The sequence below is a fragment of the Isoptericola sp. Y541 genome (genome assembly GCF_059445465.1).
This window is the reverse complement of the sequence record NZ_JCAIUJ010000002.1, coordinates 563,070-577,515: the sequence shown is the minus strand read 5'-3', so window position 1 is coordinate 577,515 and position 14,446 is coordinate 563,070. Positions and strand designations below refer to the sequence as shown.

At 74.2% G+C, this 14,446-nt stretch carries 14 protein-coding genes; 7 read left to right on the top strand and 7 right to left on the bottom strand.

The genetic code is table 11. The features are described from left to right. Nucleotides 1-29 precede the first annotated feature (29 nt). The 4 genes from AC1C2V_RS07410 to AC1C2V_RS07395 form a co-directional block, all read right to left on the bottom strand. On the bottom strand, nt 30-2,399 hold the full coding sequence (locus AC1C2V_RS07410; RefSeq protein WP_495388936.1) for an RNA degradosome polyphosphate kinase: 2,370 nt from the start codon (nt 2,397-2,399) through the stop codon (nt 30-32). Nucleotides 2,400-2,477: 78 nt separating this feature from the next. Continuing rightward, nucleotides 2,478-3,428 carry a mycothiol synthase gene (mshD, locus tag AC1C2V_RS07405; protein ID WP_495388935.1) on the bottom strand — a complete coding sequence of 317 codons (951 nt, stop codon included), beginning with the start codon at nt 3,426-3,428 and terminating at the stop codon, nt 2,478-2,480. Between the two features lie 72 nt (nt 3,429-3,500). Beyond that, complete coding sequence (acs, locus tag AC1C2V_RS07400; RefSeq protein ID WP_495388934.1) at nt 3,501-5,516, bottom strand: acetate--CoA ligase; 2,016 nt, start codon at nt 5,514-5,516, stop codon at nt 3,501-3,503. A gap of 122 nt (nt 5,517-5,638) precedes the next feature. Then, entirely contained in the window at nt 5,639-5,890 is a 252-nt protein-coding gene (locus AC1C2V_RS07395) for a hypothetical protein (protein WP_495388933.1), read from the bottom strand. 154 nt (nt 5,891-6,044) lie between these two features. Here AC1C2V_RS07395 and AC1C2V_RS07390 point away from each other — a divergent pair, with 154 nt between their 5' ends. Beyond that, the gene (locus AC1C2V_RS07390) at nt 6,045-6,614 is read left to right on the top strand and encodes a GNAT family N-acetyltransferase (protein ID WP_495388932.1); all 570 of its coding nucleotides are present in this window, start codon (nt 6,045-6,047) and stop codon (nt 6,612-6,614) included. Between the two features lie 210 nt (nt 6,615-6,824). Here the strand turns inward: AC1C2V_RS07390 and AC1C2V_RS07385 are convergent, their stop codons facing one another. The 3 genes from AC1C2V_RS07385 to AC1C2V_RS07375 all read right to left on the bottom strand — a co-directional run bounded on the left by AC1C2V_RS07385 (nt 6,825) and on the right by AC1C2V_RS07375 (nt 8,844). Then, nucleotides 6,825-7,364, bottom strand: a complete 540-nt coding sequence (locus tag AC1C2V_RS07385; RefSeq protein WP_495388931.1) for a hypothetical protein — start codon at nt 7,362-7,364, stop codon at nt 6,825-6,827. A gap of 134 nt (nt 7,365-7,498) precedes the next feature. After that, nucleotides 7,499-7,894: an AlbA family DNA-binding domain-containing protein gene (locus AC1C2V_RS07380; protein WP_495388930.1), complete on the bottom strand. Its 396-nt coding sequence runs from the start codon at nt 7,892-7,894 to the stop codon at nt 7,499-7,501. A 110-nt stretch (nt 7,895-8,004) separates the two neighbouring features. After that, entirely contained in the window at nt 8,005-8,844 is an 840-nt protein-coding gene (locus AC1C2V_RS07375; RefSeq protein ID WP_495388929.1) for an HAD family hydrolase, read from the bottom strand. A 92-nt stretch (nt 8,845-8,936) separates the two neighbouring features. On the opposite strand from AC1C2V_RS07375, the gene AC1C2V_RS07370 reads away from it, so the two are divergent. The 6 genes from AC1C2V_RS07370 to AC1C2V_RS07345 all read left to right on the top strand — a co-directional run bounded on the left by AC1C2V_RS07370 (nt 8,937) and on the right by AC1C2V_RS07345 (nt 14,362). Continuing rightward, nucleotides 8,937-9,593, top strand: a complete 657-nt coding sequence (locus AC1C2V_RS07370; protein ID WP_495388928.1) for a winged helix-turn-helix domain-containing protein — start codon at nt 8,937-8,939, stop codon at nt 9,591-9,593. Further along, complete coding sequence (locus tag AC1C2V_RS07365; protein WP_495388927.1) at nt 9,590-10,918, top strand: MFS transporter; 1,329 nt, start codon at nt 9,590-9,592, stop codon at nt 10,916-10,918. Before AC1C2V_RS07370 ends, AC1C2V_RS07365 begins: the two co-directional genes overlap by 4 nt. A 90-nt stretch (nt 10,919-11,008) precedes the next feature. Further along, nucleotides 11,009-11,833: a P-loop NTPase gene (locus tag AC1C2V_RS07360; RefSeq protein WP_495388926.1), complete on the top strand. Its 825-nt coding sequence runs from the start codon at nt 11,009-11,011 to the stop codon at nt 11,831-11,833. After that, the gene (locus AC1C2V_RS07355) at nt 11,830-12,984 is read left to right on the top strand and encodes a TadA family conjugal transfer-associated ATPase (protein WP_495388925.1); all 1,155 of its coding nucleotides are present in this window, start codon (nt 11,830-11,832) and stop codon (nt 12,982-12,984) included. The genes AC1C2V_RS07360 and AC1C2V_RS07355 overlap by 4 nt, the downstream gene beginning before the upstream one ends. After that, nucleotides 12,972-13,667, top strand: coding sequence for a type II secretion system F family protein (locus AC1C2V_RS07350; protein WP_495388924.1), 696 nt, complete (start codon nt 12,972-12,974; stop codon nt 13,665-13,667). The genes AC1C2V_RS07355 and AC1C2V_RS07350 overlap by 13 nt, the downstream gene beginning before the upstream one ends. After that, the gene (locus tag AC1C2V_RS07345) at nt 13,664-14,362 is read left to right on the top strand and encodes a type II secretion system F family protein (RefSeq protein WP_495388923.1); all 699 of its coding nucleotides are present in this window, start codon (nt 13,664-13,666) and stop codon (nt 14,360-14,362) included. The genes AC1C2V_RS07350 and AC1C2V_RS07345 overlap by 4 nt, the downstream gene beginning before the upstream one ends. The last annotated feature ends 84 nt before the right edge of the window (nt 14,363-14,446 follow it).

Here is a 14,446-nt window from a genome sequence, read left to right as displayed (position 1 = left end):
GACAGGGGACCGCCGCGCATTCCCCGCCGTCACCGGGCCCGCTCGGGCCGGCGGCGGTGGTGGTCGACGAGGCTGGCCTGGAGGTCCTCCAGCGGCTCGCCGTCGGGGCCGACGGCGTGCCGCACCCACGTGTCGTCGGGCTGCAGGTGCCACGTCGAGGTCTCGTCCGACATCGAGCGGTCCATGAGCTCCAGCAGCTCGGCGACCTGGCCCTCGTCGGTGATCCGCACCAGGGCCTCGACGCGACGGTCCAGGTTGCGGTGCATGAGGTCGGCCGAGCCGATGTACACCTCGGGCCCGGACTCGGGGCCCTCGCCGATGGCGGGGCCCACGGAGTTCGCGAACGCGTAGATCCGCGAGTGCTCCAGGAACCGGCCCAGGATGGAGCGCACCCGGATGTTGTCGCTCAGCCCGGGCACGCCGGGCCGCAGCGCGGAGGTGCCGCGAACCACGAGATCCACCTGCACCCCGGCCTGGGACGCGCGGTACAGGGCGTCGATCGTGGCCTCGTCCACGACCGAGTTCACCTTGATCCCCACCCAGGCCTCGTGCCCCGCCCGCGCCGCGTCGGCCTCGCGCTCGATGCGCTCGATGAGACCGGGCCGCACGGTGCGCGGCGCCACCAGCAGGCGGTGGAACCGCGACTGCGGGGCGTACCCGGAGAGCTGGTTGAACAGGCGGGTGAGGTCCTGGCCGACGTCGCGGTCGCACGTGAGCAGCCCGTGGTCGGTGTACATCCGCGCCGTCTTCGGGTGGTAGTTGCCGGTGCCGATGTGGCAGTAGCGGCGCAGCCCGTCGGCCTCCTGGCGCACGACGAGCGAGAGCTTGCTGTGCGTCTTGAGCCCCACGATCCCGTACACCACGTGCACACCCGCCTCCTCGAGCTTGCGCGCCCAGGAGATGTTGGCCTGCTCGTCGAAGCGGGCCTTGATCTCCACCAGGGCCAGCACCTGCTTGCCCGCGTCGGCGGCGTCGATGAGGGCGTCGACGATGGGGGAGTCGCCGGACGTGCGGTACAGCGTCTGCTTGATCGCCAGCACGGCCGGGTCGGCCGCGGCCTGCTCGAGGAACGTCTGCACGGACGTGGAGAACGAGTCGTACGGGTGGTGCAGCAGCACGTCGCGCTCGCGGATGGCGGCGAACACGTCCCGCGCCGTCGCGGACTCGACCTCCGCGAGCTGGCGGTGTGTCGTCGGCACGAACGGCGGGTAGTGCAGCGAGGCGCGCTCGATGTCGGCGATGACGTTGAGGCCGATGAGGTCCAGCGGGGCGGGCAGCTCGTAGACCTCCTCCTCCTCGACGCCCAGCTCGCGGACCAGCAGGTCGCGGATGCGCGCCGAGATGCCGTTCGCGAGCTCGAGCCGCACGGGCGGGCCGAAGCGGCGGCGCAGCAGCTCCTTCTCCATCGCCTGCAGCAGGTTCTCGGCGTCGTCCTCCTCGACCTCCACGTCCTCGTTGCGGGTGACGCGGAACGTATGGTGCTCGCGGACCTCCATCCCGGGGAACAGGTGGTCGAGATGCTGCGCGATGACCTCCTCCAGCGGCACGAACGACCGCTGCGTGCCGCCCTTCTGCGTCGGCGTCGGGGCGCTGGGCCGGCCGCGGTCGTCGACCGCGATGAAGCGCGGCAGCAGGGGCGGCACCTTGACCCGGGCGAAGTGCTCCTTGCCCGTCAGAGGGTTCGCGACGACGACCGCCAGGTTGAGCGAGAGCCCCGAGATGTAGGGGAACGGGTGGGCCGGGTCCACCGCCAGCGGCGTGAGCACCGGGAAGATCTGCTTGCGGAAGAACTTGTGCAACCGCTCCTGCTCGCGCTGCTCGAGCTCGTCCCAGTGCACGATCGTGATGCCCTCGGCGTCGAGAGCCGGCTGCACGTCGGAACGGAAGACCGTCGCGTGCCGCTCCATCAGGCGGTGCGCGCCGTCCCCGATGGCCTCCAGCACCTGCCACGGGCTCATGCCCGACACGGTCGTCACCGCGATGCCGGTCGCGATGCGGCGCTTCAGGCCCGCCACCCGCACCATGAAGAACTCGTCCAGGTTGGACGCGAAGATCGCCAGGAACCGCACCCGCTCCAGCAGCGGCAGTGTCGTGTCCTCCGCCAGCTCCAGCACGCGCTCGTTGAACGCCAGCCAGCTCAGCTCCCGCTCCGCGAACCGGTCCTCGGGGAGCGGCACGACGTCGCGCGCTGCGACCGCGCCCTCGGCGTCCGGGTCCTCCGCGATGTGCTCGGCGATGTGCGCCGCGAGCTGCGGGTCGATGGTGCGGGGCGGCGTGGCGACGGTGGTGCGGGGACGGCTGTCCGTCACCTCGGCGGCCGCCACGGAGGCGGGCTCGGCGGGGGAGAACCGGCCCCGGCCGTCACGGCTCCGGGTCGGTCGAGGGCGTGACGCTGTCATGCCCCCATCCTGACACCGTGGGGTGAACGGCGGGTGACCGAACCGAGCGTAAGAACCGAGCGGCGGGCGCCCGGCGGACTACGGCGTCTCCGCCCGGGCGTACTGCACGTCGACGGCCGCGCGGTCGAAGCCCGCGCCGGCGTAGGTCGCGAGGGCGGCGGCGTTGTCCCCGTCCACGTACAGCACCGCGCGGTCGCAGCCGGTGCGGGCCAGGTGCGCGAGGGCCGTCGCGGTCAGGGCGCGGCCCAGGCCGCGGCCCTGCGCGGCCGGGTCGACCCCGACGGCGTAGATCTCGCCGTCGCGCGGCTCGCCCGGGCCAGGCTCCACGACCTTCGTCCACAGGGACGCGACCAGGCCGTCGTCCGACTCGACCAGGAAGAAGCCCGCGGGGTCGAACCACGGCTCCGCCTGACGGTCGCGCAGGTCGTCCACCGTGAGGCGGCCCTGCTCGGGGTGGTCGGCGAACGCGCGGGCGTTGAGGCGCACCCAGGCCTCGTCGTCTGCGCCGGGGCGGAACGGGCGCACCGTCAGGCCCGGGAGCTCGGGGGCGGGGGCAGCCGCGTCGTCGGGGCCGAGCGGGCGGGCGAGGAACAGCAGCTCCCGCACCACCGCGTAGCCGCGGGCCGCCGCGAACGCCCGCGCCGCGGGGACGTCGCCGTGCGCCCACACGCGCAGCGGCTTGCCGCGCTGCCCTGGCGCACCCGAGAACATCGGCAGCCGCGCGTCGCGCTCCGCCGTGCGCAGCAGCACGCTCCCCACGCCCCGGCGGCGGTGCTCCGGGTGCACGACGAGCTCCGCGCTCGCGTCCTCGCCGCCGCGGTCCACCTGCACGTAGCCGACGGCCGCGCCGTGCTCGTCGTGCGCCACGGCGTGCGTCAGCCAGTCGGAGTCGGTGCCCAGGTGCAGCAGCGGTTGCTCCGACAGCGGCGCGACGCCGTCGGAGTCCGTCGCGGCCGCGGCGAGCGCGCGGACGGCGTCCTGCGCGGCGGGGTCGAGGGGGCCGATGGCGAGGGGGATCGAGGTGGGCACGGCCCCATTGTCGCCGAGGGCGGCCGTCTCCGTGCGGAGGCGGCCGCCCTGGTGGGTGCGAGGTTTGTCGCGTCAGTCCTCGGAGCCGGGCGCGGTGGAGGCCAGGCCCGCCGAGATGAGGTCCATCACCGAGGAGTCGGCGAGCGTCGTCGCGTCGCCCACGGTGCGGTTCTCGGCGACGTCGCGCAGCAGGCGCCGCATGATCTTGCCCGAGCGCGTCTTGGGCAGCTCGGGGACCACGAGGATGCGGCGGGGCTTGGCGATAGGCCCGATCTCCTTGGCCACGTGCCCGCGCAGCTCCTCCTGTACCTGGGCCGCGCCCTCGGGCGTCGCCCCGCGGTCGGCGTGCTCGCCGCGCAGGATGACGAAGGCGACCACGGCCTGCCCGGTGGTCTCGTCGTTCGCTCCCACGACGGCGGCCTCGGCCACGATGTCGTGCGAGACGAGGGCGGACTCGATCTCCGTGGTCGACAGCCGGTGCCCGGAGACGTTCATGACGTCGTCCACGCGGCCCAGCAGCCAGATGTCGCCGTCCTCGTCCTTCTTGGCGCCGTCGCCGGCGAAGTACAGGCCCTCGAACCGCGACCAGTAGGTGTCCTTGAACCGCTGCGGGTCGCCCCAGATGCCGCGCAGCATCGCCGGCCACGGCTCGGCCAGCACGAGGTATCCGCCACCGCCGTGCGGCACGGAGTGTGCCTCGTCGTCGACGACGTCCGCCACGATGCCGGGCAGCGCCACCTGCGCCGAGCCGGGCTTGGTCGCCGTGACGCCCGGCAGCGGGCTGATCATGATCGCGCCCGTCTCGGTCTGCCACCAGGTGTCGACGATGGGGGCGGCGTCGCCGCCGATGACGCGGCGGTACCACATCCACGCCTCGGGGTTGATGGGCTCGCCGACCGAGCCGAGCACGCGCAGGCTCGAGAGGTCGAAGCTGGCGGGGATGTCCTCGCCCCACTTCATGCAGGTACGGATCGCGGTGGGCGCCGTGTACAGGATCGAGACCTTGTACTTCTCGACCAGCTCCCACCAGCGGCCGCGGTGCGGGGAGTCGGGCGTGCCCTCGTACAGCACCTGGGTGGCGCCGTTGGCCAGCGGGCCGTACACGACGTACGTGTGCCCGGTGACCCAGCCGACGTCGGCCGTGCACCAGTACACGTCGGTCTCGGCCTTGAGGTCGAACACGTTCTTGTGGGTGTAGGCCGCCTGGGTGAGGTAGCCGCCCGTGGTGTGCAGGATGCCCTTGGGCTTCCCGGTGGTGCCCGAGGTGTACAGGATGAACAGCGGGTGCTCGGCGTCCACGGCCACCGGCTCGTGGATCGTGTCGGCGTGCTCGAGGGCGTCGTGCCACCACACGTCGCGGCCCTCGGTCCAGGCGGTGTCCTGCCCGGTGCGGCGCACGACGAGCACGTGCTCGATCGTCGTCGCCGGCGCGCCGTCCTTGGGGGCGATCGCTTCGTCGACGGCGGGCTTGAGGGCCGAGGGCGCGCCGCGGCGGTAGCCGCCGTCGGCGGTGATGACGAGCTTGGCCTCGGCGTCGGCGATGCGGCTGCGCAGCGCGTCGGCGGAGAAGCCGCCGAAGACGACGGAGTGCGGGGCTCCGATGCGGGCGCACGCGAGCATCGCGACGACCGACTCGACGAGCATCGGCAGGTAGATCACCACGCGGTCGCCCTTGGTGACGCCGAGCGCCGTGAGGGCGTTGGCCGCGCGGGAGACGTCGCGCTGCAGGTCGGCGTACGTCACCGTGCGGGTGTCGCCCGGCTCGCCCTCGAAGTGGATCGCGACCCGGTCGCCGAGGCCGGCCTCGACGTGGCGGTCGACGGCGTTGTAGGCGGCGTTGAGCTTGCCGTCGGCGAACCACTTCGCCACGGGCGCCCCGGACCAGTCGAGCGTCTGCGTGAACGGCGTGGACCAGGAGACGAGCTCGCGCGCCTGGGCGGCCCAGAACCCGAGCCGGTCGGCCGCGGCCTCGTCGTACATGGACGGCTGGGCGTTGGCCTGTGCCGCGAACGCGGCGCTCGGCGGGAACGCTCGCGTCTCGTGCAGCAGGTTCTCGAGGCTGGGGGCGGTGGTCTCGTTCTCTGGCACGCTTACCTCCGGTTGCGCATCGTCGCTGGTGCGGTCCCGTGGGCGTGACGCGTCGCGCCCGGGGGACGGCAGGCCCCGCGGGGCCTCGCCGTCGGGAGTCTAGACCTCGCGCGTGACCGGGGTCACGCCGTCCCAAGGTTTGGCCGTGGTCCTCGCAAAAGGGCCGTCGACAGCGTTGCGGTGGACGACCCCGTGAGCTTCGACAGGCCGATGGTCTGCGCTCCCGACGGAAGGCTGCCGTCGGCGGTGACGGTGAGGACGAGCGTGACGTCCTGGCCGCCATCGGCGTCGGAGGCGGTGCCCTTGATCGGCGTCGGGTCGGAAGTGACGGCGACGTGGTCCTCGATCGCGGCCGGTACGTCTGCGCCGGACATGAACACCATGGGTCGGCGTCGTCGCGCGTGGTGCAGTAGCGGGGCCGGTACTGAGGGGGGTGCTACCGAGGGTGAACAGCCTCGCCGGGCAGTGGGTTTCGACAGGCTCAACCAGCGTTTGGGGTGTCACGACGCGTGCTGGTAGACCTCCACCATGACCACTCCGTATGTGACCTGGCCGCGCGAGGCGGGACTCCTGCGCCTGCGACAGCCGACGAGCCGGGACCTCGACCGCGTGCTGGCGTGGCGCAACCTGCCCGAGGAGACGCGCTGGATCCTGCGCACCGCGGTGGACGCCGACGGCCTCCGGGACAGGTGGCGCCGCGACCTGGACGACCCGCGCGAGCATTCCGTCGTCGCCGACCTGGACGGCGCCGTCGTCGGCACCGCGAGACTGTCCGTGCACGACGGGATGGGGCAGTCGCACGGCGACGACTGGCGCGACGCCGAGGGCTCGCTCGGCTACCTGATCGACCCTGCGTACGCGGGGCGCGGGTTCGCGACCGCCATCGCGGGCGCGCTGCTCGAGGTCGCGTTCAACGACCTGAAGTTGCACCGCGTCACCGCGGGCTGCTTCGCGGCCAACGAGGCGTCGTGGCGCGTCTTGGAGAAGCTCGGCATGCGGCGCGAGCAGCACGGTGTCGAAGACTCGTGGCACGCCGAGCTGGGCTGGATCGACGGCTACACGTACGGCATCCTCGCCCGGGAGTGGCGCGAGAACTGAGGAACGAGCGGGCACGAAGACGGCGCCCAGGAGACGTGTCGACCGAGCGCCGTGCTCGCCAGTCCGGACGCGGGTATCAGGCGCTTGATCCGATCACTGGGTGGGTCCATTCCCACCGAGTGGGTCCTCAACCGTGGACTTCCTGTGCGTGGGTCCCTCGTCCGGCTGTCTCTTTCCATGGAACGTCCAACGAGCCTCAGGCGCAAGCGGTCAACGGCGTGGTCCGGATGTACCCGTGCGTCGATATCTGGCGCCCGGGCTCTTGGGTGAGGCGCCGCCGACGATCTCCACCTCGCCGGACTGGCGGAGGATGCGGAGCCAGCGCGTGACGACGCTGTTGCTGAGCCCGCTTCGTTGGGCGATCTGAGCCCTGGAGAGGTCCGCCGCGCCGAGGGTGTCGAGGATCTTGTGGCACCGGTCCGCGCGCACCTGTGGGGTCGGCCCGGTGCCCGCAGGGAGCCCGGCGTCGGGAGCAAGGGTGTAGGTGGCCCAGCGTCGTGACCCCGACTGGTCGACGAGTCCGCGCGCGACGAGATCCTGCAGTTCGGCGGTCGCCACCCGGCTGTCGATGCTGGTGGCGGTGCGGTAGGTCAGGTTGTCGAGCGACTGCCCGCCCCGCAGGATGGCCAGAGCAATCACCTGCGATTCGGTCAGGTCCGTATGGCTCAGGGTGCGGAGCCACTCGACGACGTCGTCATTGAGCATGCCCGCGAGCGTGGGCCGCGGGCCGTCGGTCGTCGTGACGAGCACGCCGGTGCGCAGAAGGACGGTGTCGTCGCTCGCTTCGCCGAAGATGTGCGGACGGTCGCGGCGGAGCCGAGCTGCATAGGTGCCGACGAGCTCGGGGTCCAGGTCGCCCTGATCTGCACCTCAAAGCTCGTCGCTCACCCGCACGTAGTGCCCCGGTTCATGCCGGCCCCTGTGTAGAAGGACGGCCGCTGTGCTGCCTCGAGCTGCGGGATCTCGGCGACGACGATCTGGGCGCCGTCGACCTCGTGAGTGGCGATGAGCGGCCGCACCGGCGGGTCCATCTCCTGCGCACACAGCGACGCGAGGTCGGAACAAAGCTTCGCGGGATCGGCGACACCGACGGCTTCGAAGCCTGCCACTTCGTCCAGCCCGAGGATCAACACTCCGCCGTAGGTGTTCTGGAAGGCCGAGACGGTCTCACGCACGCTCTTCGGCAGCGCCGTCCGGGCGGCTTTGGCCTCGACGTCGCTGGTGTCATCGCCGATAGCTCGGAGGCGGTCGATGACTTCGATGAGCTCGTCGTCTGTCATGCTGCGGTCATCTCCGTCGACCCCACATGACCATGAACATAGTTACTAGCATCGGCACTGTCGATGCTAGTAACTATGTTTGTTCAGGTGGCAGGCATCGAGTCCGATGGTCAGGCCCGACGACGCATCCACCAGCGCCGGAGCAACCACGCCGCGACACCTGCCGCGGCGACGCCGCCGGCGGCGAGCGCGACCGTGGGCGGGCGCAGCGCCGAGCGCAGCGCCACGGGCCGGGAGAACGTGAGCACGCCCCACCCGTTCTCGGCGGCCGCGCGCCGCAGCGTCTTGTCGGGGTTGACGGCGAACGCGTGCCCGACGGCGCCCAGCATCGGGGCGTCGGTGACGGAGTCGGAGTAGGCGTAGCTGCGCTCGAGGTCGTACCCGCGCGTGGCGGCGAGCTCCAGCACGGCCTCCGCCTTCTGCTCGCCGTAGGCGTAGAAGTCGATCTCGCCGGTGTACCGGCCGTCCTCGACCGCCATCCGGGTGGCGATCACGTGGTCGGCGCCGAGCACGGTGGCGATGGGCTCCACGAGCTCGGCGCCCGAGGCGGACACGATGACGACGTCGTGCCCGAGCTCGTGGTGCTCGGCGATGAGGTCCACGGCCTCGGCGTAGACGTACGGGTCGATGAGGTCGTGCACCGTCTCGGCGACGATCTGCTGCACCTTGCTAACCTCCCAGCCGGTGGCGAGCTCGCTGAGGTGCTTGCGCATCCGCTCCGTCTGGTCGGCGTCGGCGTTGCCGGCGTAGAAGAGCAGGTGCGCGTACGCGCTGCGCAGCACGTCGCCGCGGGTGATGAGGCCGCCGGCGTAGAACGGCTTCGAGAACGCGGCCGACGAGCTGGTCGCGATGATCGTCTTGTCCAGGTCGAAGAACGCGGCCACGCGCGCACGTCCGCGTCGCGTCGTCGCCGGAGCCGCCCTGCGGGGGTCCGGTCGCTGGTCGGTCACGGGCCCGAGCCTATCCGGGCCAGCCCGCCCGGCTCATCCAGTCTCATGCACAACTCTTGTGCACAAGAGTTGTGCAGAGCTACTGTGCACGCATGGACCCGACCCCGGACCGCCCGTACACCCACCTCGAGCTCACCGCCGAGGCGGCGAAAGTGCTGGCGCACCCGCTGCGCTCCCGGCTGCTCAGCGCACTGCGCCGCGGTGGGCCGGCGACCGCGACCGCCCTGGCGACCAAGCTGTCCACGAACACGGGCGCCACCAGCTACCACCTGCGCAAGATGGAGTCCGTCGGCCTCGTGGCCGACACCGGGGACGGGCGGGGCAAGGAGCGCATCTGGGAGGCGGCGACCCAGAGCCACGGCTGGCGGGAGTCCGACTTTCGCGGCGACGAGGACGCGCAGACGGCGCTCGGCTGGCTGGTGCGCGACTACCACCGGCAGTTCGACACGAACTACAGCCACTGGCTCGACGTCGCCGACGAGTGGCCGGCCGAGTGGCAGCACGTCTCGGGGATGACCGACACCTGGCTCGAGGTGACGCCCGAGCAGGCCCGGGCCATGCAGGACGAGTTCGAGGCAGTGGCCAACCGCTACCTGCGCGCTGGTACCGGCGACCCGCGCGCCCGCCGCCTGCACCAGTGGCGGTTCACCTTCCCGCTCGACGCCGACGACATCCCTGGGCCCGAGGACCTCCCCGCGCCCGGCGACGAGGCGACCGGCGGTCCCACGCAGGAAGGCGACCCCGCGTGAGCCCGCAGCGCGTCTTCCTCCTGCTCACGGCCACCCGTTGGTTCCCGGTGGGCCTGGTCATCTCCGTGACCACGCTGCTGCCCCTCGAACGGGGCCTCACCGTGGGGCAGACGCTCACCCTCGCCTCGGTCACCGGGTTCGTCGTCTTCGCGCTCGAGCTGCCCACGGGTGGCACGGCCGACGCCGTCGGACGTCGGCCGATGCTGATCGCCGCCGCCGCGGCACAGGTACTGGCGGCCGGTACGTTCCTCATCGCGCAGTCGATCTGGGCGTTCGCCGCCGCTGCCGCGCTGATGGGCCTGTTCCGCGCGCTGGACTCCGGGCCGCTCGAGTCGTGGTTCGTGGACGCGGTGCACGCCGAGCACCCGGGTGCGGACGTCGACCGCACGCTCGCGCACCAGGGCACGGTGCTGGGTGTGTCGATCGCGCTCGGCGCCCTCGTCTCCGGCGGGCTGGTCTGGTGGCACCCGCTGACCGCGTGGTCGGCGCTCGCGCTGCCCTATGCCGTGTACGCGGTGCTCGCGGTCGCGCACCTGGTGATGGTCACGCTGCTCGTGCGCGAGACGCCGCGGCGCGTCCCGGTGGACGCCGAGGCATCGCCCGGTGAGCCTGTCGGGACCCGGGGTCGACGCCGGTGGGCGACGGCGCTGCGCACCACCGCCGACGCCGCGCGGCAGGCGCCGGCGAGCATCGCGTCCGGGCTGCGGCTCGCCCGCGACAACCGCGTGCTGCGCGGGCTGCTGCTCGTGGAGATCTTCGCGTCCGCGGCGATGGTCGTGTTCGAGTCGCTGCAGCCCGTGCGCCTCGCGGAGCTGCTCGGTGGCGAGGCACAGGCCGGCGCGATCATGGGGCCCGTCGCGTCCGTCGGGTGGGGCGCCTTCGCGCTCGGGGCGGCGCTGTGCGGCGTCGCGTCGCGCCGGTTCGGCGTGGCCCGCACGGCCATGGCGGCGCGCGTCCTCAACGGGCTCGGGGCCGTGTGGATGGGCCTGGCCGGCGGCCCGGTCATGCTGATCGTCGCGTACCTGGTCACCTACGGGCTGCACGGCAGCTCCGGACCCGGGTTCAACGCGCTGCTGCACCGCGAGGCGGTGCGTGACAACAGGTCGACCGTCCTGTCCATGGCGTCGATGGCGGGGTTCGCGTCGTTCGCGATCGCGTCACCGACGCTCGGCTGGATCGCGCAGACGGCGTCGACCCCGCTCGCGATGATGCTCGGCGGCGGGTTCAGCGTGCTCGGCGTGCTCTGCTTCCTGCCCGCGCTGCGTGCGGAGCGTGACCGGGCACGGCAGGTGGCCGTCGGGACGGAGGTCGCACCGGCGCGCTGACGCGGCCGGGAGCCCGCCCCCAGGCGTGCTCCGTCCACAGATCTCGGCGCGACGCGCCGCCACGACCGCAGGGCGCGCCAGCCTGGGCGCATGGACGAGGCAACCAGCACGCTGCGCCGCCCGGCGGCGCCCGATCGCGGCAGCCCGACGGACGATCGGGCCCCGTGGCTCCCCGCCCGGCAGGCCTGGCCGCCGGGGAACGCCAGCCGCACCATCGCCGTCGTCGGCGCCTGTGGCGGGGCCGGCGTCAGCACCCTCGCGGCGGTGCTCGCGCACGGGCTGCGGCGCTCGGGCGAGGGCGCGGTGCTCGTCGACCTCGACCTGCCCGGGCCGGGCGCCGACGTCCTGCTCGGCATCGAGGACGAGGCCGGCGCTCGCTGGCCCGAGCTCGCGGCCGCCCGGGGCGACGTCGACGGCGTCGGGTTGCTCGCCGCGCTGCCGCGATGGCGCTCGGTGCCGGTGCTCTCGGGCGCCCGGTTGCGCCCGGACCGGCCCGACGACGCCGTGGTGGTGGACGTGTGCACCGGCCTGCTGCGCGGCGGCGAGACGGTGGTGCTCGACCTGCCCCGCCCCGGCGCCTGGACCGCCGCCACGAGGATGCTCGTCGCCGCCGCGGACGCGGTGCTCCTGGTGACCCCCTGCACCGCGCCGGGCGTGGCCGGAGCGCACGCCGCGTGCGCCGGGCTCGCCGAGGTCGGGGTGCGCGACCCGTGGGTGGTCGCCCGGCGGCCGGTGCCCGGCCGCGTCGACGCCGCGGCGCTGGAGGCCGCGCTCGGGCTGCAGGTGGTGATCGCGCGGTGGGAGCCGCGCCTGGCCGCCGCCGTGGACCGTGGCGAGGGGCCGCCGGTCGGGAGGCGGTCGCCGCTCGGACGGGCCGTGGACAGCCTGGTCGCGGCGCTGGCGGTCGCGTCGTGACCGCCCTCGTGGACCGGGTGCTGCTGGACGACGTGCGGTCCCGCGTGGGCGCGGCCGGCGCCGCGCTCGACGACTCGGCGGTGCGCGACGCGCTCCGCGCCACCGGGCGCGTCATCGGCTCGGCGGCGCTCACCGAGCTGACCCGCGCCGCGCGCGCCGAGCTCACCGGCGCCGGGCCGCTACAGGCGCTGCTGGACGCGCCCGACGTGACGGACGTGCTGGTCAACGGCCCCCGCGACGTCTGGGTGGACCGCGGCGACGGGCTGCACCGCGTGGACCTCGACCTCGGCACGCCCGCGGCGGTGCGCGCGCTGGCCGTGCGGATGGCCGCTGTCGCCGGGCAGCGGCTCGATGACGCCGCCCCCACCGTGGACGCCCGCATGCCCGACGGCACCCGGCTGCACGCCGTCGTCGAGCCCGTCGCGCCCGCCGGGGCGGTGATCGCGCTGCGGGTGCTGCGCCAGGCGGCACACTCCCTGGACGCCTTGGTGACCGCCGGCGGGCTGCCCCCGCAGTGGGAGCCCCCGCTGCGGTCCCTGGTGGCCGGGCGGGCCAACCTGCTGATCACCGGCGGCACCGGCACGGGAAAGACGACGCTGCTCGCCGCCCTGCTGTCGCTGGTGCCGCCCACGGAGCGGGTGCTCGTGGTCGAGGAGGCGCGCGAGCTCGCACCGCAGCACGAGCACGTCGTGCCGCTCGCGGCCCGCCGCCCCAACGTCGAGGGAGTGGGCGAGGTGACGCTCACCGACCTGGTGCGCGGCGCGCTGCGGATGCGGCCCGACCGGATCGTGGTGGGCGAGTGCCGCGGGGCCGAGGTGCGCGAGCTGCTGCTCGCGATGAACACCGGTCACGACGGCGGCATGGCCACCGTGCACGCCAACGCGGTCGAGCACGTGCCCGCGCGGCTCGAGGCGCTCGCGGCGCTCGCAGGCATGCCGCGGGAGGCCGTCGCCGCGCAGGCGGCCGCCGCCCTCGACGTCGTGCTGCACCTGCGCCGCCACGGCGCGCGCCGCCACCTGGCCGAGATCGGGCTGGTCGACCGGGCTCAGGACGGCCGGCTGGTCGTGCGTCGGGCCGCCACCTGGGCGGCGGACGGCGCGCCGCGTCCCGACACGGCGTGGGACGAGCTGGTGGGGCGGTGGGCGTCGTGACCGGCGCCGCGACCCTGATGCCGGGACTCGCCGCCGGGGGTTGGCTGGCCGTGGCGGTGTGGCTCGTGCTGGCCCCCGGAGGCCGACGGGCCCGCGCGCTCGTGCGGGCGGGTGGTCCGCCGCGCCGGCTCCGGGTGGCCGGGTTGCTGCGCCGCTGGACGCCGGACGGGGCCGTCGGGGCGCAGGCGGTCAGGGTGGCCGTCGCGCAGGTCGTCGCGCTGCTGCGTGCGGGGGCGCCGCCCGCGGCGGCGTGGTCGCGCGCCCTCGGCGTGCCCGTGGACGCGACCGGCGTGCCGGACGTCGGCGCGCTCGCCCCGATGGTGGGCGGCACCGGCCACGCCCGGTCGGTGGTCGCGGCGGCCGTGCTCGCGCGGGACGTGGGGGCGCCGCTGGCCGGGGCGCTGGACGCGGTGTCCGGGGCGCTGGTGGCCGAGGCGGAGTCCCGCGCGGAGCGGGAGGCGTCGCTCGCGGGGCCGCGTGCCACCGCCCGCGTGCTGATGTGGCTGCCGGCGCTCGGCGCGCTGCTCGGCTGGGTGCTCGGAGCCGACCCGCTCGCCACCGCGCTCGACGGCGGGGCCGGTACGGCGGCGGTCGGGCTGGGTCTGATGCTGCTGGCGCTGGGTCAGGTGTGGACGGGTCGGCTCGTCGCGGCGGCCCGCACCGCGGGGGAGGCACCGGCATGAGCGGTGGGCCCTGGGAAGGGGTGGCGGGCGCGCCCCCCGCCGCCGTGGCGGGGGCGGTCGCGGCGGTGATGCTGCTCGCCGGGCTGCCGTGGTGGGCGGCGCGCGCCGCAGTCCGCCGACGCGCGTCGCGGCTCACGACCGACGGGCCGCCTGCCGGGTCGGGTGCGCTCGACCTGCCCATGAGCGAGCGCGTCGACGTCCCCGTGGTGCTCGAGCTGCTGGGCGCTGCCCTGCGCGCCGGGGCCGGCGTGCCGCGCGCGCTCGAGGCGACCGGAGCGGCCCTCGACGGCGCGATGCCGAATGGATCGCCCCTGAACGGCACGGCGTCCGACGGCGGGCCGGGAGCGGTGCGCGACGTCGGGCCCAGCGGCGACGGCGCCGCGCTCCGAGCCGCCGCCTCGGCGCTGCGGCTGGGCGCGGACTGGGACGGCGCGTGGCAGTTCGCGCCCCCGCGCCTCGCCCCACTGCACCGGTCGCTGCGCGGGGCGTGGACGGACGGGGCGTCCCCGTCCGGGGCGCTGCGCGCGGCGGGGGACGAGCTGGTGCGGGAGCGCCGGTCGGCCGCCCGCACCGCGGCCGCCCGCCTGGCGGTGCGGCTGGTGCTGCCGCTCGGGGCGTGCTTCCTGCCCGCGTTCGTGCTGGTCGGGCTGGTGCCCGTGCTGCTCGCGCTCGGCATCGACCTGCTGTCCGGATGACGCCGGACCACGACGGCCCGGGCGACGCCTGGGTACTGCGCCCAGCCGAGCGACCGTGCGCAAGACAAACAAACAGGGAATGTC